The organism is Pedobacter sp. PACM 27299 (assembly GCF_001412655.1).
GTDB lineage: Bacteria > Bacteroidota > Bacteroidia > Sphingobacteriales > Sphingobacteriaceae > Pedobacter.
Map to the genome: position 1 here is coordinate 2,815,482 of NZ_CP012996.1, position 22,480 is coordinate 2,837,961.

Below are 22,480 nucleotides of genomic sequence, written 5' to 3' on the forward strand. Positions count from 1 at the left end.
ATGATGTCTACAACAAGATTCAGAATGCTGAAACCCATGATATGCCTTGGCATCATCGGTTGGGCAAGTCCAGTTTTTGCCCAGGAACTCCCTGTAAAAGGGATCGTTTTGGATGTCTCCGGACAGGGGATTCCAGGCGTCACCATAAAGGCAGAAAACGAAAAAACACGCCATTCGATAGTCACCACATCTTCAGGGACAGGCTTATTTAGCTTTGCAAAGATTGCTCCCGGTGGTCCCTATCGTTTTATTTTCAGTTCAATGGGGTATAAGACGGACACCTTGTCGGGCTATACTATCGTTCCAGGCCAGCAGGTGGCACTCAGCATCAAACTCAATGAACAATCCAATGACCTGCAGGAAGTCGTGATTGGCTACGGAAAGAGTAAAAGGAATGAGCTCACCGGAGCTGTAACCTCAATAAAACCAGAAGATTTTAACAGCGGTGTAGTCAGTTCTCCAGGTCAGTTGCTGCAGGGAAAAGTGGCAGGTCTGAACATCACCAGATCCGGAAATCCTAGTGATAAGCCTGCAGTGATTTTGCGTGGCCCATCAAGTTTTAGAGAAGGTGCACAAGAGCCTTTTTATGTGATTGACGGCGTCCCTGGTGCTTCTATTGATTTAGTAGCACCTGATGATATCATCAGCATGGAGGTGCTGAAAGATGCTTCCTCGACGGCTATCTATGGTTCCAGGGCTGCGAATGGGGTCATTATGATCAACACCAAAAACTCCGGAAAAGGCTTGGGTAAACTTTCTTACAATGCCTATGCAGCTGTGGAGGGGATCTCAAACACCATAAAAATGGCGAGCGGCGAAGAATTGAGAACATACCTGAAGGATAATGGAAAAACTTTAGATAAAGTGAGTGACGATGGCAGTAATACCGATTGGTTGAAAGAGGTCACCAGAACCGGTTTCTCTCAGAACCATAACCTTAACTTTAATGGGGGGTCGGAAAACTCTTCTTATGGAGCAAGCTTGAATTACTTCGACAATGAGGGGATCATCAAGAAATCGGGAATGGAGCGCTTTATTGCCAGGGCGAATATGGAACAGCGCTTACTGAACAACCGCTTAAAGCTGAACCTGAACTTAACCAACAGCAATACCACGAACGACAGGATTGCGAGTCAGGTGTATAACAATATGTTCACCTATCTGCCTACAGTTGGCGTAAGAAAGGCCGATGGCAGTTTTTCCGAAGACCCTTCCAGAACTACTGGTACCGGGGGATACTACAATCCGGTAGCGCTATTGGAGAACAATACTTATCAAGGCAAGACCAATCTATACCTCATTAACGGCGCGGTTAAAGCGAATATCCTGGATGGTCTTGATTTCAATGCGATGGTTTCTATGCAAAATGAGCAGATCAGCGAAAATCTTTATAACAACAGATATTCGATGTTAAAGCAAGGTTTTAATGGTTATGCAGAGCGATCATCGGTAAAGAATACGCAAAAGGTATTTGAGGGTTATTTCAATTATGATCATCAATTCGGCGACCATGGGCTGAAGCTATTGGCAGGTTATTCCTGGCAGGAAAACCGCAATGGTGATGGCTTCCAGACTTCAGGACAAAACTTTGTTTCCGATGACTTATTATGGAATAACCTGGGATTAGGCAATGGAAATGGTTCCACAGTGGTGAACTATGGCAATACTTACATCTCTACCTTGCGTTTGATCTCATTTTATGGCAGGGCGATCTATGACTATAAAGGGAAATATGTGTTACAGGCTACGGTTAGAAGAGACGGCTCCTCTGCTTTTGGGATCAACAACAGATGGGGTATGTTCCCTTCGGTATCTGGCGCATGGAACATAGACCGCGAAACCTTCATGGAAAACGTATCCTTTGTCAATAGCCTGAAACTGCGTGCAGGTTACGGAGTATCTGGAAATTCTATCGGTTTTGATGCCTACACCGCAAGATTGGTGTATGGTTCACAGAATTATTTTTATTCGAACGGAAAGTGGTTAACCGCCATTGGCCCAACTCAAAATGACAACCCTAACCTGAAATGGGAGCGTACAGCAACCTTGAATATCGGTTTGGACTTTGCCCTTTTCAAGAACAAGCTTTCCGGTTCAATTGATGTATATAACAAAAAGACTACGGATCTTATTGCGCCATACTCGGTGTCTACCACACAGCATCCTTTCAATGTGCTGACGGCAAATGTGGGCGCAATGACCAATAAGGGGATCGAATTTACACTAAACACCAGTCCGGTAAAGACCAGGGATTTTAGCTGGAACACCGCTGTTAACTTCTCTCATAATAAGAACGAAATTACTTCGATCTCCAATGATTTATTCCAGATCAATGAATTCTATACCGCTAATGTTGGTGGAAGAGGTCAATCAGGTGCTTTGGGTTATCAGATCATCAAAGAAGGTTTGCCTTTGGGCTCTTTCTATACTTTAAGGTATGCGGGTAAAGATGCGGATGGCAAATCCATGTTCTACGATAAAAACGGAAATGCCTCTACGGCAAATACGGGATTTGAGAATTTTACGGTAACGGGGTCCGCACAGCCAAAATTATTATATGGCTGGAACAATAGCTTTAAGTACAATCAATTTGATTTCAACTTTTTCATCCGTGGGGTGTATGGAAACCAGATCCTGAATGCCACCCTTGCCGATATGAATGCGCCGATCTATGCCTTTCAGACCAATATTGCAAAGTCAACACTGACGGAATCTATCAAAGACGATAAAGCACAGTTTGTATCTGATCGTTACCTGGAAAGTGGTTCCTACCTGCGGCTGGATAACGCCACATTGGGTTATACTTTTAAGCTAAAGGGGATCAGAAGCCTGCGTGTATATGCTTCCGGCAATAACCTGTTCATCATTACAAAATACAAGGGTGTAGATCCAGAAATCAGTATGGCTGGTCAGACGCCTGGCATCGATTACCGTAATTTTTATCCTAAGACACGCTCGGCAATCTTTGGACTGAACTTCAACCTTTAACCATTTATAAAACGAAAATAATGAAACGATATATAACAGCGACAGCCCTGATCGCATTAACCTTAGGAAGCTGTACGAAACTTGACGTTGGCGTTGAGTCTCAATTGACAACCGGAAATTTTCCGGTTACCCCAGATGCATTTTTAGCGGCAACAGGTACGGTATATCAGAAATTCAATACCGGTTTCGGCGTGGATATCTGGAGGATGTACGAATTGAGTAGTGATGAGGTAATTATCACTGCAAGAAATGGGGGATATTATGATCAGGGAAGGTATCAAACCCTGCACAAACACAACTGGCAACCAGATCATCCAATTATTCAAGGGGCATGGGAATGGGGTTATGCCGGGATCAGCGATTGCAACAGGGTGCTGAATATCCTGGAGAAATCTGTGGATGGCCCAACCAAAACGCAGTTTATAAACGAGATCCGTGCTATGCGGGCCCTCTATTATTTTTATGTGATGGATATGTACGGCAATGTTCCTATTACGAGTTTCGGTACTGCAGAACGTCCTAAACAGTCTAGCAGAGCAGAGGTGTTTGCTTACATTGAGAAAGAATTGCTGGAGGTTTCGGAGGGTTTATCTGCTCCAGCGACAGTGACTACCCAGTTTTATGGTCGCCCTACAAAATGGATGGCCTATGCATTGCTTCAGAAACTGTATATCAATGCCCTGCAGTATATTGGAAAGCCTAAATATGAAGAATCCATCACCTACGGCAATAAGATCATCAACGGGACATCAATGGCACTGGTAAGTGATTACAACAGTCTTTTCTCGCCAACAAATGGGGCCAATACAGAAACTATTTTTGCCGCGATATATGATGCGAATTATTCGCCAGGAAATGCCATGACTCGTTTTACGCTGCACAGCGCATTAAGGGCGAAATATAACCTGCCTTTTAGTCCGAGTAATGCACAGTGTACCTTAAAGGAGTTTTACGATACTTTTAACCTGGCTGGAGATGTCCGCAACGCAACCTGGCTTGCCGGTAAACAGCTTCTTGAAAATGGAACTACACCCATTCTGAACGGTTCTGTACAGCTCAACTTCACACCAGAAATCGTATTGACCAATAATGAGACGATGGATGTGGGCCCAGAGCTGAATGGCATATCAAGAGGGGTGCGCTCGATCAAGTTTTATCCGGATCCCAATACAAACAGCAGTACCCGTTTTCAAAATAATGACATGCCAATTTTCAGACTTGCTGACGTCTATCTTTTGAAAGCGGAAGCATTGCTGAGGACAGGTGGAGCCCCAGATGAAGCCCTTAAATTGGTAAATAAAGTGAGGGTTCGCGCAAAAGCTGCGGAGCTGAGCACGGTTACACTGGAGGAGATTCTGGAAGAAAGAGGACGCGAGCTGGCCTGGGAAGGATGGCGTCGTAACGATTTGATCCGCTTTGGGAAATACCAGGGGAAATGGGGATTTAAAGCCGGTAATGAAGGCGCATTCCGGGACATCTTTCCGATTCCGGCCACGGAGCTCGTACTCAATAAAAATTTAACACAAAACACTGGTTATTAAGATGAGAAGAAGGGATTTTGTAAAAGGGACAGCATTAGGTGTAATAGGGGCGAGCGTACTCGCCCCTTTGCAATCACTGGCAGAAAGACCAGAAACGCATCTGGAAACTGAAGATATTGCGCCCAGAAGTGAGTTAAATGATGATTATTCAGTACACTTTATGGCTGTCGGTGATTGGGGACGCAATGGCGCCGATCATCAAAAGCAGGTCGCCACGCAAATGGGGAAATGGGCCAGCGAGCATCCCAATGATTTTATCCTCTCTCTAGGGGATAACTTTTACCCAAAAGGAGTGACCAGCGAGCATGATCCCCTGTGGCATTATTCTTTTGAAAACATTTATACCGACTTTTCATTGCAATGGGATTGGTATCCAATCCTCGGAAACCATGATTATATCTCTGATCCGGATGCACAGGTCAGATACAGCAAGATCAGCAGAAGGTGGAAGATGCCATCCAGGTATTATTCGCAAGAAGTACCTTTAAAAGGTGGTGGAAAAGTACTGATGGTGTATATTGATACCTGCCCTTTAATTCCTGAATTTCACAAGAGCGAGCAGTACCAGCCATGGGTCAAAGATCAGGATCCTGAAAAGCAGCTGAAATGGTTAGATGAAACCTTGAAAAACGCCGGACCGGATGTGAAATGGAAAATGGTGATGGGACATCATCCGATCTATACCGTTGGCCCAAGGATTAAAAATTATGATACACTAGCCGTAAGAAAGGTGCTTTCTGAGATATTCGAAAGAAACAAAGTGGATGTTTACCTTTCTGGACACGACCATTCCCTGCAGCACCTGAGTACAGGTGGTTTTACGCAGCAGTTTATTTCTGGTGCAGGATCTGAGGTGACACCAGTTACTGCGGGAGTGCCTTATAGCAAATTCGAAGTTGCGGAATATGGTTTTATGTATTTTTCAATAGATGGGAACCGGTTAAATGCAAAGATTATCGCCCATACCGGAGAAAACTTGTATGAAACTACTTTGCGGAAAGCTTAATCGGCTTTAATAGGAGCAAGACGCAGAGAAATCTGGGTCTTGCTTTAATCCCGATCGGACAAATAGGCGAATTTCTAATATCTTATGAGAGAGCTGGCTGAAAGAAGATGGGTGTCCTATAATTACATAAAATCACGACGTGATCCAAGCACAGTGAATAGACGAGAATTAGACCATGTCATTAAAAGCATATTTATAAAGCTATTTCAGTTGGAGCCATCAGTGTATTCCATTAAAGTTCTACCATATTCTTACGCGTTCATTTGGAGGTAAGAAGAGCTTGTTTTTTGGATCAATGTCAAAGGCCTTGTACCATGCGTCAATATTCCTCACCACACCATTTACGCGATACTCTGCGGGCGCATGATATTCTCCAAGTGTGATGCGGTATGCTTCTGGTGTATACATTGTCCGGCTAATCTGTGCCAGTGAAAGGAAAAACCGCTGATCGCCGGTATAACCATCCAGAACAGTAGCAGCTCCCTTATGGTCTTTGAGATAGAGCTGATAGGCATCGTAGGCTACAGTTGCACCTGTCAAATCGCCAATATTCTCTCCGAGTGTCTGCTTGCCATTCACATGAAGCCCATCCAATGGAGAAAAGGAATTGTACTGCTCAATCAGTTGGGTGGTACGTGCTTGAAAAGACGATCGTGTATTTGCCGTCCACCAGTCGCGTATCTTGCCATTGCCATCAAACTTTGAACCTTCATCGTCAAAGCAGTGACCAAGTTCATGCCCTATAATTGCACCGATAGCCCCAAAGTTGACTGCGGCATCGGCATAAGGGTCAAAAAATGGAGGCTGCAATATGCCTGCTGGAAACTCGATTGAGTTGTAGAGTTTGCTGCTGGTTGCGTCCACTGTCTGTGGAACCTGATACCATTCTTTACTGGTATAAACTTTTTCAAGCATTGAGCGTTCATAGTCCCAATTTATCTTTGCGATGAGACGTTCATTGCCAATCGGATCTTCTTCGTTAAAACGAGTGGTCGAGTAATCGCGCCAATGATCTGGATATCCAATTCTTACCGTAACCGCATTAAGCTTGGCGATTGCCTCAGTTCTGCTGCTTTCATCAAGCCAGTTTAATCTCTCTAACCTTGATTTAAAGGCGCTGCGAACGTATCTTACCAGCTCTTGTATATGTTGTAGATATTCATTTGGAAAATACTTTTCTACATATAGTTTTCCCACAAGCTGACCTACTCGATTGTTGACATACAGCACTGCTTTTTGTGGTCTGGAGATATCCTTTGATATCCCGTTGAGCGTAGTCGAATAAAAATCAAATTGACTTTTTCGGAACTTTGATGGCAATAGGGTGGAGTGGTTGACTATCCAGTGAAATGCAAGATAAGATGTCCAGACTTCTACGGGAGTAGCAGCAAATAGCGAAGCTTTTGCTATGATAGCGAGATCTGCTTGTAATACAACTTCCTTCACGTTTGCTACCTTTCTTTCTTCAAGGAATACTTTCCATGGAAATCCTGGAGCGTAGGAAGCTAGCTCCCCGGTTGGCATCTTGTGAGCGTTGATCTTGCTGTCGCGCAATTGTGCAGGTGTCCATTGTAGGGAAGCCAGCTTTGTTTCTATATCAATAATATCATTTGCACGCTGCTCTGCATCGGTAATGCCAACAAGATTAAATACCTGCGTGATGTATTCCTTATAAGCCTTGCGATAGCCAGGATATGGGCCATCTTCCTTTTGATAATAAGCCGGTGCAGGCAAACCAATACCACTTTCACTTAAAGTTACCAGGAATCTACTTCTGTTGTTGATGTCAGGTTCAGTACGAATACTGATAATAGAGAAGGATTTTGGATCTGCCATTAACTTCGCAACACCTTCATGATTTTTAATGGAAAGTATGCCTTTTACTTCCTGCTCCATAGATTGAATCCCCATACGCTCGATTTGAGCTGTATCAAGATAACCCTGGTAAAGGGCACTTACTTGCTTAAGCGGTCCAGAAGAACGCTGTTCATCGGCTTCCTTAATCATCAAATCCGCTATTCTTTCGCTCACTATTTTTTTGACCTCGCTATAATTACTCAGTCCAGAAGATCCTGGAGAGATGGTATTAGTTGACAGCCAGCCTTCATTGACAAATCTGTAAAAATCATCTCCAGGCAGCACTTTACTACTTATAAACTGTGTTTGTACGCCCCAATTGCCGAATAAGGGTTTGCTGCTGGATTGGGCGTTGAGGTCGCTATTGTTAAAGACCAATAAAAAGGTCATTACTCCAAGGCCAATTTTATGATAATTATTGTTGTATTTCATTTTGCGCTTTGTAGAATTGCAAATCTATTTCCTGGTTGATGCCGACCATTATCTCCTTACAGCTAATATAGGCAAATGTAACCTTGCTTTGATGGGGCTTAAGATCGTGTAATGATTTTCTAAATCACGCCATTTTTGATTATTTTTTGACTATTTAAATCAGTCTGATTAGAGAAAGAAAAGGGTGATGCATAAAAATGCCCCCAAATAGTTTTTACACTTTTTGAGGGCAATGTACTGTGAAGCTTTTCCGCTTCTTTTAAGATTCGCTTTTAACGCCCCAGGCTAAGCCTTAGGTTCAGTTCAAAACTCCCATTAGTGTAAGCACTAAGTGCTGAGGTTTGCGTAGTATACGACCCACTGATCAGGTATTTATTTCTAAAATCCATACCAATGCCGAAGGTGGCACTTTCGGAGCTGTGGTACATCGCTAGTGCGAATAACTGCTGATTGATCATTCCGACCTGCACGCCCGCATCCCAGATGTTCTTATATCCTTTGACGCCACGATACGCCACTTTAGGTTCCGCGTCAAATCCTTCCGGGCCCTTACTGATCGGGAATTTGTAACTGATCGCGGAATAGAAAGTAGCCACATCCGCTAGTTTAATCGTTTCTTTTTTCAGAAAGCTTTTCAAGTTAGGGATTGCCGCCTGGATATTCAATCCGTTACTGGTATATGCAACTCCGAAATCCCCGTCTAAATAGCTTTTTCGATTATTGTACTGACCAACAAGGGGATCATTCGGGTTACCATAAATATCTGCGTTTTCAAGCCGTTGGTTTAAAATACCCAACGAGATACCGAAGTGTAACGCATCTGAATTTTCATTTAATTTCAGGTGATATGCATACGAACCTACAGCCCTGACCTGTCTTTCGAGACCGGCACTTTCATGGCTGACCGTGATTCCAAGACCGACTTTTTTGAAACCGTAGTCTACCGTCAGGTTTTGGGTAACAGGTGCACCGGGAACATTATCCCAAAGTTTACGGTAGGAGCCATTGATTTTTATTCCTTCCTGATAACCAGCAAACGCCGGATTAATTACATACTGGTTGGTATAGTACTGGGAAGACAAAGGATTTAGCTGGGCTTTTGCTGTATTTACTGCTGCTATAAAAGTAATCAGTAAGCATGTTTTGTGTATGATTTTCATGTGTCTCTTCGTAATTGTTATGAAGCCTGCATGCCTTTTGTGAAAGGTTAATGCAGGCTTCTTAAAGATTAATTTTCTCTGACAACAGTAATAAAGCCTTTGAATCTAAGCTTGTTTGTTCCGAAGTCAATGATGTAATAGTAGGTTCCTTCCTCTAAAGGATGGCCATTTACCGTGGCATCCCAGCTGTTATCATATCCCTTTTTAGTATAAAGAATTCTTCCAGCTTTGTCAAAAACCTTCACTTCATTATTCGGATAGAAATCGATGTTATCTACAATCCACTTGTCATTATAACCATCTCCGTTAGGGGTGATGATATTGGTTCCTTTAATCAGCGCCAGATCGTCCAGTATACCCAAGGTAAATGTTTGGGTTTGTGAACAGCCATTGGCATTGGTTGAAGTTACCGTGTAGGTAGTCGTTTCCTTTGGCCTTACTGTAAGCACTGCTGAATTTAGCCCATTCAGGATGCCATTACTGTTTGCCCAAACATAATTTGTTCCGCCTGTTGCAGTTAAGAGCACTGTTGCCCCTTTGCTTACCTGATTACCTAAATTACTGCTGATAGAGATCGCAGGTGAAGCATTGACAGTAAGTACAAATGAACGACTGTAGGTATCTACTCCTCCATTTGCGGTACCTCCATTGTCTTTCACTAATACAGTCACCGTGGCTGCACCTGATGCACTGTTTCTCAATTTGTAAGTTAAGGTTCCTGTAGCACCGCTACCCACAACTTTTAACGTTTCAAAAAGACTTGAATTGGTACTATTAACCGTTAGTGTAGTGGTTTGACTGCTTTCCGGACCAGCGCTGATTCCTGTTAAGGCAATAGTTTGTGTGGTTGTTGTGGCACACAAAGCAAGATCGCCTATGGCAGATAGTGTAGGGGACTCGTTCACATCTGTTAAATTAATGGTCAGTTCTTTTTCCAGCGACGTATTATTTTGTGTCGTAGAACGTACCCTCACTTTGTAAACAGATTTTGTTTCGAAATCCAGGATTGCAGTGGTCTGAAGCTGATTGCCATTGATGGCAAATGCAGTATTATCTGTATCCCCGGAACCTGTCACTAATGAATAGGTAAATAATGCACCCGGATAATCAGATGTACTGCTTAGTGTTCCGGCAGCCGATCCCACAGCGGCGTTTTCGTACAATGGTACGCTGGCAAGGCTGATGGTGGTTGGCGCATCCGTTTTAACAGTCAGCGTTCCTTTTTGATAAGTAATGGCATAATTGTCTGCTGCAGCACCACTGATATTGATGTCGTAAGTACCAACCGGGCTATTGGTGGTTGCCGTAGTAGTCAAGACAGGAGAGCTGCTGAGTGCTGAACTATTTTCTCCATTTGCCAGACCTGAATAAGTCGCGGTAAGCGCTGGATTGACTTCAGCCAAAAACTTCTCTTTTTCATCAGCAATGATCGTTAAAGTCTTTCTGTTCACTGTTAATTTACCTTTGATATAAACGATGTTATAACTGCTTAAACCTGTTCCAACAGCTGCTGAAGCAACAATGTCATAATCAGAGCCTGCAACACTTGCATTTGCGGCTGCACCAAGGCTGTTTAGGCTTACTGAGGTAATGACGTCTCCATTAATCAGACCATTAGCTGTAAATTCAGTACCAGTAAATACAGGTAAATCACCATAGGCTTTACTCAGATTTGAAGCGGTGATGGTCAGTGCTTTCTGTGTAATGGTCAGTGTGCCATCCGGATTATTAACTGTATAATTAGCTAACCTGTTATCCGGATCGATTAATGTGGCAACAGTTGGATATGTACCTGTTGCAGCGGCTGCCGGTGCACCAAGACTATTCCTGGTAATGGTGATATTGTCACCGTTTTGAATTCCGGTAATCGTTCCTGTGAAGTCAAGACCGTTGAGTACATCACCATAGACTTTAGAACGGTTATTGTTCACAATCGTCAGCGTTGCAGTATTTACGGTTAATGTTTGCTGCACATTTGCTGCTGCATTAAAGATGGTATTACCAGGCTGACTTGCAGTAATCGTTGTACTTCCTGATTTCAATATAGTGGCCATATTGCCTGTAATTGATACAATGGAAGGGTCAGTCGCAGTGTAGATCACTGGAAGACCGGCTGATGAATTTAGATTTCCAAGGCTGAAGACGATGTCTCCGTAAGTTTTTGCAGCAATCGCATTGAAAGTAATGCTTTGATTGCCTCTTGGAACCTGTGAAACATCTGTGCTTAATGCACTTGAATTACCAGCCTGATCGACTGCCTGAATGCGGTAATAGTAAGTGGTGCCGTTTGTTAACCCAATATTGGTGTAGTTAGTTGTACCTGCAGGTATATCGGCGAGCAGTGTGGTTGGCGCAGCACTTGTGCCATAAAAGATACGGTATTTAGCCAGGTCACTTTCCGTATTTGCAGCCCAGTTCAATATGATTTGTGTATCACCGGAAACTGCTGCAAGGTTGGCCGGGATGGCCGGTGCGGTTCTGTCTAATGTTACCGAACCCGTACCTGTAGAAACCGGGGTTCCTGCATTTCCTGCCAGATCACTAAAGCTGATGTTATAAGCCACTAAGCCATCCGGATCTGCGGCAGTGAAAGTGTAAGTTGCCGTCCAGTTGCTTCCTGAAGCAGTTGGCACCACAGCATGACCTCCAATAGTCACAACCGGAGTTTGCAACACTTCACTTGCTGTAAAGGTTAATGTAGCCGTGTTTCCTGCCTTTGCAATTGTAGGAATGGCATTGTCAGACAGGATGTTGACATTAGTTAAAGTAGGCAAAACTTTATCTAAAGTTACCGAGCCTGAACCTGTAGAAACCGGGGTTCCAACATTACCAATCAAATCCTGGAAGCTGATCTGGTAAGGCACCAAACCTTCTGGATCTGCCGCTGTAAAAGTGTAAGTTGCAGTCCAGTTATTTCCAGATGCAACAGGTGTTACACTATGACCAGCGATCGTCACTACCGGAGTTTGGATGGTCTCACTGGAAGTAAAGGTTAAAGTTGCAGTGTTGCCAACTTGTGCGAAGACCGGATTGCTGTTATCGGATATAATATTTACTCCGGCTAAAGTAGGTATGCTATGGTCAAAGGTGTAAAAATCACCAGTGAAACCTGCTGCAATACTATTTCCGGCAACATCGGTAATTCCTGTTCCAGTGTTGTTCAGGTTCAGTCCGATTGTTCCGTCTCCGGTGATGGAATTCACCGTTACACTGAAAACTCTGTTGTCAGAATGGGCAATGTTTGCAATTGTTCCTGTAGTACCTGAAAGTACAGTCGCAAAATCATTTACATCCACATTAAACACGTCTTTAGTGAAAGTTACCGTATAGTTTACACTTGTTGCCAGTGTCGGGTTAGGATCTGCAAGCGCGATACTAATTACAGTTGGAATTGTGGTGTTAATGGTGATTATTAATCCTGATGAAACTATACTGCTGTTACTAGCTGCATCTGTTGCTTTTGCGGTGATGGTATGTACACCTTCAGTTAAAGTACTTGTAGTAATAGACCAGTTTCCACCAGTAGCAACACCGGTTCCAAGTACAGTTGTACCATCGGTATCGTAAAGTGTGACTGTTGATCCTGCTTCTGCAGTACCTGTAAGTACAGGTGTAGTTACATTGGTTAGGTTATCGCTGTTAGATACCCCGCTGTCACTTGCTGCTGCCAGAACCGGAGCAGATGGTGCGTTAGGCGCAGAAGTATCAAAGTTCAATAACGGAGTTGTGCCTGCACCTCCGTTGTTACCTGCCGCATCTGTATAAGTAGCTGCTGCTACAGTGATGCTTGCTATACCTGCATTTGTTCCTGCAGTTGGCGTAAAAGTTGCCGTACGTGTTAGTCCTGAACCTGAAATTGCGGCTAATGTACCTCCCGTTACCACCACATCTCCGGTTGTTCCGTCCCATGCAAATGTGGTTCCCGGATCTTCAGAGAAAGTAAAGGTAATGGTAGCTGTTTCATCAGATTTCAATTGCGCTGCATTACTGGTAATGGCCAGGGTAGGCGAAGTCAGATCAATCGTGATGGCAAGGCCAGTAGAAGCTAAACTGGTATTACCAGCGGCGTCTGTTGCTTTTGCGGTGATGGTATGTATTCCTTCAGCCAATGTGCTTGCAGTAATCGACCAGATTCCTCCAGTAGCAACACCCGTTCCAAGCACATTGGTGCCGTCGGTATCGTAAAGGGTTACTGTTGATCCTGCTTCTGCAGTACCTGTAAATACAGGTGTAGTTACATTGGTTAGGTTGTCACTATTCGAAAACCCACTGTCACTTGCTGTTGCCAGAACAGGAGCAGATGGTGCATTAGGCGCAGAAGTATCAAAGTTCAATACCGGAGTTGTGCCTGCGCCGCCGTTGTTACCTGCTGCATCTGTATAAGTAGCTGCTGCTACAGTGATGCTTGCTGTTCCTGCATTTGTTCCTGCAGTTGGCGTAAAAATAGCCGTACGTGTTAGTCCTGAACCAGAAATTGCAGCTAGTGTACCTCCAGTTACCACTACATCTCCGGTTGTTCCGTTCCATGCAAATGTGGTTCCCGGATCTTCAGAGAAAGTAAAGGTAATGGTGGCTGTTTCACCAGATTTCAATTGCGCTACATTACTGGTAATGGCCAGGGTAGGGGAAGTCAAATCAATCGTGATGGCAAGACCGGTAGAAGCTACACTGGTATTGCCAGCGGCGTCTGTTGTTTTTGCGGTGATGGTATGTATTCCTTCAGCCAATGTGCTTGCAGTAATTGACCAGTTTCCACCAGTAGCAACACCCGTTCCAAGCACAGTGGTGCCGTCGGTATCGTAAAGCGTAACTGTTGATCCTGCTTCTGCAGTACCTGTAAATACAGGTGTAGTTACATTGGTCAGGTTATCGCTGTTAGATACCCCACTGTCACTTGCTGCTGCCAGAACTGGAGCAGATGGTGCGTTAGGCGTAGAAGTATCATAGTTCAATACCGGAGTTGTGCCTGCACCGCCGTTGTTACCTGCTGCATCTGTATAAGTAGCTGCTGCTACAGTGATGCCTGCTGTACCTGCATTTGTTCCTGCAGTTGGCGTAAAAGTTGCCGTACGTGTTAGTCCTGAACCTGAAATTGCGGCTAATGTACCTCCCGTTACCACCACATCTCCGGTTGTTCCGTCCCATGCAAATGTGGTTCCCGGATCTTCAGAGAAAGTAAAGGTAATGGTAGCATTTTCACCAGATTTCAATTGCGCTGCATTACTGGTAATGGCCAGGGTAGGCGAAGTCAAATCAATCGTGATGGCAAGACCAGTAGAAGCTACACTGGTATTCCCAGCGGCATCTGTTGTTTTTGCAGTGATGGTATGTATTCCTTCAGCCAATGTGCTTGCAGTAATCGACCAGTTTCCTCCAGTAGCAACACCCGTTCCAAGCACAGTGGTGCCGTCGGTGTCGTAAAGGGTTACTGTTGATCCTGCTTCTGCAGTACCTGTAAATACAGGTGAAGTTACATTGGTCATGTTATCGCTGTTAGATACCCCACTGTCACTTGCTGCTGCCAGAACTGGAGCAGATGGTGCGTTAGGCGCAGAAGTATCAAAGTTCAATACCGGAGTTGTGCCTGCACCGCCGTTGTTACCTGCCGCATCTGTATAAGTAGCTGCTGCTACAGTGATGCCTGCTGTACCTGCATTTGTTCCTGCAGTTGGCGTAAAAGTTGCCGTACGTGTTAGTCCTGAACCTGAAGTTGCAGCTAAAGTTCCACCTGTCACCACCACATCTCCGGTTGTTCCGTTCCATGCAAATGTGGTTCCCGGATCTTCAGAAAAAGTAAAGGTAATGGTGGCTGTTTCACCAGATTTCAATTGCGCTACATTACTGGTAATGGCCAGGGTAGGGGAAGTCAAATCAATCGTGATGGCAAGACCGGTAGAAGCTAAACTGGTATTGCCAGCGGCGTCTGTTGTTTTTGCGGTGATGGTATGTATTCCTTCAGCCAATGTGCTTAAAGTAATTGACCAGTTTCCACCAGTAGCAACACCCGTTCCAAGTACAGTGGTGCCGTCGGTATCGTAAAGCGTAACTGTTGATCCTGCTTCTGCAGTACCTGTAAATACAGGTGTAGTTACATTGGTCAGGTTATCGCTGTTAGATACCCCGCTGTCACTTGCTGCTGCCAGAACTGGAGCAGATGGTGCGTTAGGCGCAGAAGTATCAAAGTTCAATACCGGAGTTGTTCCTGCACCGCCGTTGTTACCTGCCGCATCTGTATAAGTAGCTGCTGCTACAGTGATGCTTGCTGCACCTGCATTTGTTCCTGCAGTTGGCGTAAAAGTTGCCGTACGTGTTAGTCCTGAACCTGAAATTGCAGCTAAAGTTCCACCTGTCACCACCACATCTCCGGTTGTTCCGTCCCATGCAAATGTGGTTCCCGGATCTTCAGAAAAAGTAAAGGTAATGGTGGCTGTTTCACCAGATTTCAATTGCGCTACATTACTGGTAATGGCCAGGGTAGGGGAAGTCAAATCAATCGTGATGGCAAGGCCGCTAGAAGCTAAACTGGTATTACCAGCGGCGTCTGTTGCTTTTGCGGTGATGGTATGTATTCCTTCAGCCAATGTGCTTGCGGTAATTGACCAGTTTCCTCCAGTAGCAGCACCCGTTCCAAGCACAGTTGTACCATCGGTATCGTAAAGGGTTACTGTTGATCCTGCTTCTGCAGTACCTGTAAATACAGGTGTAGTGACGTTGGTCAGGTTATCGCTGTTAGATACCCCGCTGTCACTTGCTGCTGCCAGAACTGGAGCAGATGGTGCGTTAGGCGTAGAAGTATCAAAGTTCAATAACGGAGTTGTGCCTGCACCGCCGTTGTTACCTGCCGCATCTGTATAAGTAGCTGCTGCTACAGTGATGCTTGCTGTACCTGCATTTGTTGCTGCAGCTGGGGTAAAAGTTGCCGTACGTGTTAGTCCTGAACCTGAAATTGCGGCTAAAGTTCCACCTGTCACCACCACATCTCCGGTTGTTCCATCCCATGCAAATGTAGTTCCCGGATCTTCAGAGAAAGTAAAGGTAATGGTGGCTGTTTCACCAGATTTCAATTGCGCTGCATTACTGGTAATGGCCAGGGTAGGCGAAGTCAAATCAATCGTGATGGCAAGGCCAGTAGAAGCTAAACTGGTATTCCCAGCGGCGTCTGTTGCTTTTGCGGTGATGGTATGTACACCTTCCGTTAAAGTGCTTGCGGTAATCGACCAGTTTCCTCCAGTAGCAGCACCCGTTCCAAGCACAGTGGTGCCGTCGGTATCGTAAAGCGTAACTGTTGATCCTGCCTCCGCAGTACCAGTAAGTACAGGGGTAGTGACATTGGTAACGTTGTCACTATTCGATATCCCACTGTCACTTGCTGCTGCTAAATCAGGAGTCGATGGTGAAACAGGAGGGAAGGTATCGTAAGTCAGCGAAGGCGTCGTACCTGCACCACCATTGTTACCTGCCAGATCTGTATACGTACCTGCTGCTACGGTGATACTTGCTGTACCTCCGTTTACCAGTGATGTTGGCGTAAAAGTTGCCGTACGTGTTAATCCTGAACCAGAAATTGCAGCTAGTGTACCTCCCGTTACCACCACATCTCCGGTTGTTCCGTCCCATGCAAATGTGGTTCCCGGATCTTCAGAGAAAGTAAAGGTAATGGTGGCTGTTTCACTGGCTTTCAATGTTGCTACATTGCTGGTGATGACCAACGTAGGTGAAGTCAGATCTATGGTAACTGGAAGCCCGGTTGAAGCAAGACCTGTATTCCCGGCTGCATCTGTTGCATTTGCAGTAATGGTATGCACACCTTCGGTTAAGGTGCTTGCGGTAATTGACCAGTTTCCTCCAGTGGCAACACCAGTTCCAAGCACAGTTGTACCATCGGTATCGTAAAGGGTTACTGTTGATCCTGCTTCTGCAGTACCTGTAAATACTGGAGTAGTGACATTGGTAATGTGATCGCTATTGGATGGACCGCTGTCACTTAGTGTAGCTAAAGAAGGCGTTGATGGTGCTGCTGGGGCTGTAGTATCGATAACGAAATCTTTATTTCCCCCTAATGAGCCTGCGGTACCCGGTACTGGTAAAGTCAGGGGAGCGGCCGCACCAAGGCTATTCTGAATGGTTCCGCCTGCAAGGGTAAGTGAGCCGATCGCGGCATAATCTAAATCAGCGGAAGTTTCTCCAGGGCCAACGGTGTAATTAAAGGTAAGTGTCGTAGTCCCAGATCCAGTGGTATATAACCCTTTTCCACCACTATTTAAAGCGAGTTCTGGGGTTCCTGTTACGAAGACTGGCTGATTAAACGTAACCGTTATGGGGATGACAGCTCCTGCTTTATAAAGCGTAACTGTATTTGGAGAGTTCACATCAATTATTGAAAAAAACAATAAAGTTTGATGTAAGCCCTGCGTAAATACGGGGTTTGAGCCTATTGTCTCAATGACCGGCTCCCCAATCGTGAAGTTTATAGTGTTCCCACCAGGCAACGGGAAGGTGCCGCCACTGGAACTAATCGTATGGCTATTTGCAGACTGAGCATTTGCAGTTAAGCTAGCTAAAATCGCAACCCATAACAATATAATTGTTTTAAGGTATCTCATGATAATAAGTTTAATGATCTGCTTAACTGATTTATTCAATGCTAAGTCCGGCACTGGCATAACCTACTACCGTATTGAGTAGACTTAATCCTGACGCTGTAGCCGAAAACACCAATATATAGCGTGTTTGAGCCGTTACTGGGATACTCAATCCAGTTGTGATTCCATTAGCTGTTGTACCTAAAGAAATGATACCCGTTAATGGAGGGGCTAAAGTCACTAAAGCACCAGGCACAGCGGTGAAAGAATTATTAGGTGTGGTGCTTTGATAAAGTTGTGCGTTGATGGATACCGTTGTACCAATTAATGATAAAGCAGCTGTAGTACTAAAAAAAGCGGACATACTTTTTATTGTACCGGATCTCGGCGCAGAAAAGGCAAAGTTTAAAAGCGTTCCCGCTGCACCTGTCAAATCAATAGTTCCACTGAGCAGATTTACACCACTGGCACTACTTCCAAAGCCAACAACACCGGTTGTACCAACCAGTCCTCCTGCAATTGTAGTCATAGTCAATGGTAAGCCAGAAGCAAATGGAATAATGGCCCCACCATTTACAGGAGCAGAGCTATCATTGGCATCGGTAAGTCTTACCCAGGCTCCTGTTTTAGAATAATAAAATCCTTTAGGTGCAGTCGTCTGATAAACCAGCAAACCGTCACTTGGAGTAGCGATTGATGAAGCTAAACTTACCCTTGGAATCAAAATCCCTTTGGTACTTGACCAGATATCCAATACCGCGTCATTTGCAGGAAAAGTTCCTGTTCCAGCGCCAATTCCGACACCTCCCGTATTGTTGTTTAAGATATTGGCGCCGGTAAGTGCCCATCGGTTATCCTTGCTTGTTTCTGCACTTAAAGAGTTTAAAGCATAAGGGACACTGACCAGTTCGACTGTACCAACCACAGTGTATGTCGATCCACCTGTGATGTCCGCTTCAATCTTAAGGTATTTACTTCCTGTGGTCCATGGAATGGTAGCAAATGTACCGGTAACTACACTTCCTGTTCCTATTTGTAGATTTACAAGTCCGTATGCATTGGTTGTAGGTGTTTGTGTTTCTGAATATAATGCAGCACCGACGGGCCCATTTTGAACGGTCAGCCTCATGCCCACAGCCTGGTTGGGTACAGGCTGACCGGTCGCATTTCGAATGACGGCCTGATAGTTTATTTTTTGTGGGGTTTGTGCAAAACTGTTGAACACAATTAGTAATAATACCAGTAAAGTAGTAGTTGCTTTTTTCATAACAAATGGATAAGAGTAATTAATTTATATGATGATTATACGTTTTTCAGCGCTTATTCAGATTTCATTAATTACTTTGAATTAATGATTTATCATTTGTTTTGATACTTGATGTTGTATAAAATTATTTAGTTTAATATAATAAAATGCTATTTTTACGTTCTAGTTGTCTAACTATTGAATAGTTAGAAATCATTATATGCTTTTAAGAGACCTTTTTTTGAGCGAAATAAACGGTTGGCATTAACCCAGTTTCTTTCTTGAATGCATTATAAAACGTAGCAGTACTTTTAAATCCGCATTCCCTGGCAATAGACCCAATTTTCATTCTTTCTGCCTTAATTGGATATTGATCCATAAAAAACTGAATCCTGTATTCATTGATCCATTCTCTGAAATTTTTACCTACGAGGTTATTGAGGATAAATGAACAATGGTGTACAGGAATATTGAGTTTTCCAGCCAGGTCTATGATTTGAAAATCTTCCATCAGGTAAGGTTTCTCGATGTCCATTACTTCCCGCATTGCATTTGAATACTGCAGCAACTGATCAGGTAAGAGGCTGATTTTTTTTAGTTGAATTGTCTCTGGTTTTGCTGTTTTAACTTTTTCTTCTCGCTCAATTTCTAATTCCTCGTTAATTTTCGCTTCTGCTGTTTCTTTCCGAACAGGTATTACAGTATCCAGGCTCACCGACACAAAAAGATAGCCATAAAGCAATTTTGGATGGTGGAAGATGAAAATCATAATGCTCAAGAAGACCACGCCACTCATCAGCATAAATGATCTGCTAATGTCAGGCTGGGACATATTCCAGAATAAGAGCGGGAGAAAACTAATCAGTTGAAAAAAAGTACCCACCATTAGAAAAAACAACAACCATTTTTTACGGGGACAGTTCTGGTCTGTATGGAAGATTTTTGATTTTAACACTACATACCAGGTCAATATTAAATAAATGATGGTTAACGCTGGTTTGCCCAGGTAGTAAAAAGCTGCAGAGAAAAGCCCGGTACTTTCGGTGATGAAAAGCTGTTTTTTTCCTTCAATCTGAATTGCAACAGAACTCCAGTTTGTAGTGGTGTTTTGTCCCCAGGGGAACACATGTACAATTGCAAAAACGGCCGGAACTAAATGTAACCATTGGACTTTCGACAACCTTGAGTTTTCATGAATGAAGCTGGTCGTATATAAATAAAAGCACGCAGGGCTAATGTACCAAAATGGTGTAAAAAACTGGTATAAGTTTGGGAACAGCTGCTGTTGTTCTGAATGGATCAATAAGGAGATGAATACTTGACCGAATTTGGAGAATAAAAGGATGGCAAGCAAGTAGTTTAAAAGCTTATTTCCCTGTTTAGCGAGAAAAAGGTGCATTGAAAACAGCAGAAAGAAGAAACAGCTTGCGCTGTGAAAAAAGAGAGAGAGCGTCATAACATTAGGAGCTATGAAACGAATTTAATTCAAATTATTGTAATAAATAGCTAAAATATGTGGTTAATACTTATCGATGAATAATAGGCAAAAAATATTATTTTTTAATATAAACTATTAAGGTCTTCTATTTTTTTAGTAGTATATGATAATTATTTAATTTATCTTTTAATTTATAAATATGAATATTTATTTACAATAAGGAATATTTGTCTTTCTGTTTTTTCTTTTTGCTGGTCTGACTGAAAGATGAATGAATGAAATGAACAGGATTACCACCTACTATTTTTAGATCTCTTGTAGATAAAGGGACTAGCACCCACGACAATCCCCATTAATCGCAAAAATCTCAACGGCAATATAAATATGGTATTATAGACGGACACTAAAAGTCCTCTGGAATAAATAACGCTATTCTACCGGTGCTATAATAAAAATACATTTAATCTTCGCAAAGTACGTTATGTTACTTGTGCGATCTTCAAAACCTACAGTAACTTATAGTCCATCCAAAACAGAATTTGATTTTTTGCAAGTTCTATGGCAAGACGGCCCATCGACCCTGCGCTTTGTTCACGATAAATTGATCCAGCAAAAAGGCGAAGTGGCCTATACTTCAACGCTCAAGCTGATGCAAACTTATTTCATTTATATTTTTAAATGCGGACAAATCATGATTTGTATAAGAAATCGATAATATATCGTTAAACTCTTTCGTTCTTTTCTCTATCATGACTCTTTGAGCAGTTTTTCCTGCTCCACGAGGCGCGTAAATGATATTTGATACTGGTTGATATAGATCATCCCATATATCTTCAAAATAGTCTGGTTTAATAAAAAAAATTGCATTCCAACATAATCAATACTAACGCTCAATAAAATGAATAACTATAATGGTCTGATTTTTTACTTAATTTCAGGTTTATCTGTCATATCGCTAATAGCATGATGTCACCCTTTTTTGAGCCCTACTTAAATGACTTTTAATGGTTGTTGAGCTCAAGCACCACTTTTTTGTTAATAGAAAACAAAAAAAGCTGAATATTTAAAGAGTAAAGTAATCAATAATGATAAAAATATATGTTTTAGCTGTATTTGGATTCTGTACAATTCTTTATCCACCAAAGACTTCATCTTTTCATTGTGATCTTTGACGGCTCTAGTAAAGTATGCGAGCCATCCATTTTACCCAGGTATCTGCATTTAATGGCATCTGAAGTTATCATGATACCGAAACTTACCAACTCCTGATGTGCCTGATAAACGGAACCTTGCAGTTGATCCAAATATGAATTAAGCATTTTCACATCTTCTTTAGTTCCGATCAGTCGGTTGGATCTCTTGCTCCAACGGCTGGGGTTACAATCCCTCAGGTCGTGATTTCTGCACGTTTACAATCAACCGTAATTCTCGTGTAAATATGGGTGTTGCCACTGATGTAGTTCTTTTGCTTTTTCAGATAGAAAAGCAGGCTGAAGTTCGTTTTTTAATGATTAAGGGTGAAACAAAAATAGCTTTGCAGTTTAACGCTTACAAAATGTTCAATCTGTAACTATCTGTTCAGTAGTTGGATATGTGCCGTTCGGTGAGTAGGGTGAATTTTCCAAATGACTCACCGAATCGCTCAATTTTTTATCAGAATCGGTGCAAGTTTTGGTACCCCCGTAAAAGTAAAAAAGCCGTTAATCATGCGATTAACAGCCTTTTGTACGTTTTGATTTTGAATCTTGTGATCCCGCTGGGATTCGAACCCAGGACCACTACATTAAAAGTGTAATGCTCTACCAGCTGAGCTACGGAATCATTTATTGTTCCCTTGTTTCGGGAGTGCAAAGATAGAAAATTTTCCTAAATCAGTACACGCTACACTTAAAAAAGTGCACTAAAATTAAAATAATTTCGTAATGCACTGAGATACAGCTGAAATATTTTTACAACAAATGACCAATTGTTTCTAATAGGAGCAGAATACAATTCCTGTCGACTTGAATCATTGTTTATACACCCCGATAAAATCATAAGTTTAAAACACAATAATTACATTCCAACCTTTTCCAACCCCTAAAAACATACCTGTTAGAAAATAATTGACCGGAAATTACCTAATACTGCAAACAAATTGCCACTCTTCTTCATTATCTTCTTAGCCAATATTAAATTAATACGTATCCAGAGCTGATCAAGAATGTAAAGCCCAGGTAAATTTTCCCGC

At 43.0% G+C, this 22,480-nt stretch carries 9 protein-coding genes and 1 tRNA gene; 3 read left to right on the top strand and 7 right to left on the bottom strand.

Going from position 1 to position 22,480, the window contains the following annotated elements; translation table 11 throughout:
• From AQ505_RS11825 to AQ505_RS11835, 3 genes are read left to right on the top strand one after another with little or no spacing between them, the layout of a single operon-like run.
• Positions 1–2,988 (top strand): SusC/RagA family TonB-linked outer membrane protein, encoded by a 2,988-nt coding sequence (locus AQ505_RS11825; RefSeq protein WP_231635081.1) that lies wholly within the window; start codon positions 1–3, stop codon positions 2,986–2,988.
• A 20-nt stretch (positions 2,989–3,008) separates the two neighbouring features.
• Positions 3,009–4,529 carry a RagB/SusD family nutrient uptake outer membrane protein gene (locus AQ505_RS11830; RefSeq protein WP_062548371.1) on the top strand — a complete coding sequence of 507 codons (1,521 nt, stop codon included), beginning with the start codon at positions 3,009–3,011 and terminating at the stop codon, positions 4,527–4,529.
• A 1-nt stretch (position 4,530) separates the two neighbouring features.
• Entirely contained in the window at positions 4,531–5,535 is a 1,005-nt protein-coding gene (locus tag AQ505_RS11835) for a metallophosphoesterase (RefSeq protein ID WP_062548372.1), read from the top strand.
• A 240-nt stretch (positions 5,536–5,775) separates the two neighbouring features.
• On the opposite strand, the gene AQ505_RS11840 is transcribed toward AQ505_RS11835, so the two are convergent.
• From AQ505_RS11840 to AQ505_RS11865, 7 genes are all read right to left on the bottom strand, one after another.
• Positions 5,776–7,824 carry a M13 family metallopeptidase gene (locus AQ505_RS11840; protein WP_062548373.1) on the bottom strand — a complete coding sequence of 683 codons (2,049 nt, stop codon included), beginning with the start codon at positions 7,822–7,824 and terminating at the stop codon, positions 5,776–5,778.
• A gap of 272 nt (positions 7,825–8,096) precedes the next feature.
• Entirely contained in the window at positions 8,097–8,984 is an 888-nt protein-coding gene (locus AQ505_RS11845) for a PorP/SprF family type IX secretion system membrane protein (RefSeq protein ID WP_062548374.1), read from the bottom strand.
• Between the two features lie 68 nt (positions 8,985–9,052).
• Complete coding sequence (locus AQ505_RS11850) at positions 9,053–17,587, bottom strand: Ig-like domain-containing protein (RefSeq protein WP_197286364.1); 8,535 nt, start codon at positions 17,585–17,587, stop codon at positions 9,053–9,055.
• A gap of 31 nt (positions 17,588–17,618) precedes the next feature.
• On the bottom strand, positions 17,619–18,833 hold the full coding sequence (locus AQ505_RS27170; RefSeq protein ID WP_082461509.1) for an exosporium glycoprotein BclB-related protein: 1,215 nt from the start codon (positions 18,831–18,833) through the stop codon (positions 17,619–17,621).
• 205 nt (positions 18,834–19,038) lie between these two features.
• Positions 19,039–20,211: a helix-turn-helix domain-containing protein gene (locus tag AQ505_RS11860; RefSeq protein ID WP_062548376.1), complete on the bottom strand. Its 1,173-nt coding sequence runs from the start codon at positions 20,209–20,211 to the stop codon at positions 19,039–19,041.
• Positions 20,212–21,398: 1,187 nt separating this feature from the next.
• Positions 21,399–21,569: a hypothetical protein gene (locus AQ505_RS26645; protein WP_197286365.1), complete on the bottom strand. Its 171-nt coding sequence runs from the start codon at positions 21,567–21,569 to the stop codon at positions 21,399–21,401.
• Between the two features lie 429 nt (positions 21,570–21,998).
• Positions 21,999–22,071 (bottom strand) — tRNA-Lys (locus AQ505_RS11865).
• Between the last annotated feature and the right edge of the window lie 409 nt (positions 22,072–22,480).

Bases quoted from the DNA above. Each gene is read 5' to 3' on its own strand.
- AQ505_RS11825 (WP_231635081.1), top strand. From the start codon at position 1: ATGATGTCTACAACAAGATTCAGAATGCTGAAACCCATGATATGCCTT.
- AQ505_RS11830 (WP_062548371.1), top strand. From the start codon at position 3,009: ATGAAACGATATATAACAGCGACAGCCCTGATCGCATTAACCTTAGGA.
- AQ505_RS11835 (WP_062548372.1), top strand. From the start codon at position 4,531: ATGAGAAGAAGGGATTTTGTAAAAGGGACAGCATTAGGTGTAATAGGG.
- AQ505_RS11840 (WP_062548373.1), bottom strand. From the start codon at position 7,824: ATGAAATACAACAATAATTATCATAAAATTGGCCTTGGAGTAATGACC.
- AQ505_RS11845 (WP_062548374.1), bottom strand. From the start codon at position 8,984: ATGAAAATCATACACAAAACATGCTTACTGATTACTTTTATAGCAGCA.
- AQ505_RS11850 (WP_197286364.1), bottom strand. From the start codon at position 17,587: ATGAGATACCTTAAAACAATTATATTGTTATGGGTTGCGATTTTAGCT.
- AQ505_RS27170 (WP_082461509.1), bottom strand. From the start codon at position 18,833: ATGAAAAAAGCAACTACTACTTTACTGGTATTATTACTAATTGTGTTC.
- AQ505_RS11860 (WP_062548376.1), bottom strand. From the start codon at position 20,211: ATGCACCTTTTTCTCGCTAAACAGGGAAATAAGCTTTTAAACTACTTG.
- AQ505_RS26645 (WP_197286365.1), bottom strand. From the start codon at position 21,569: ATGCTTAATTCATATTTGGATCAACTGCAAGGTTCCGTTTATCAGGCA.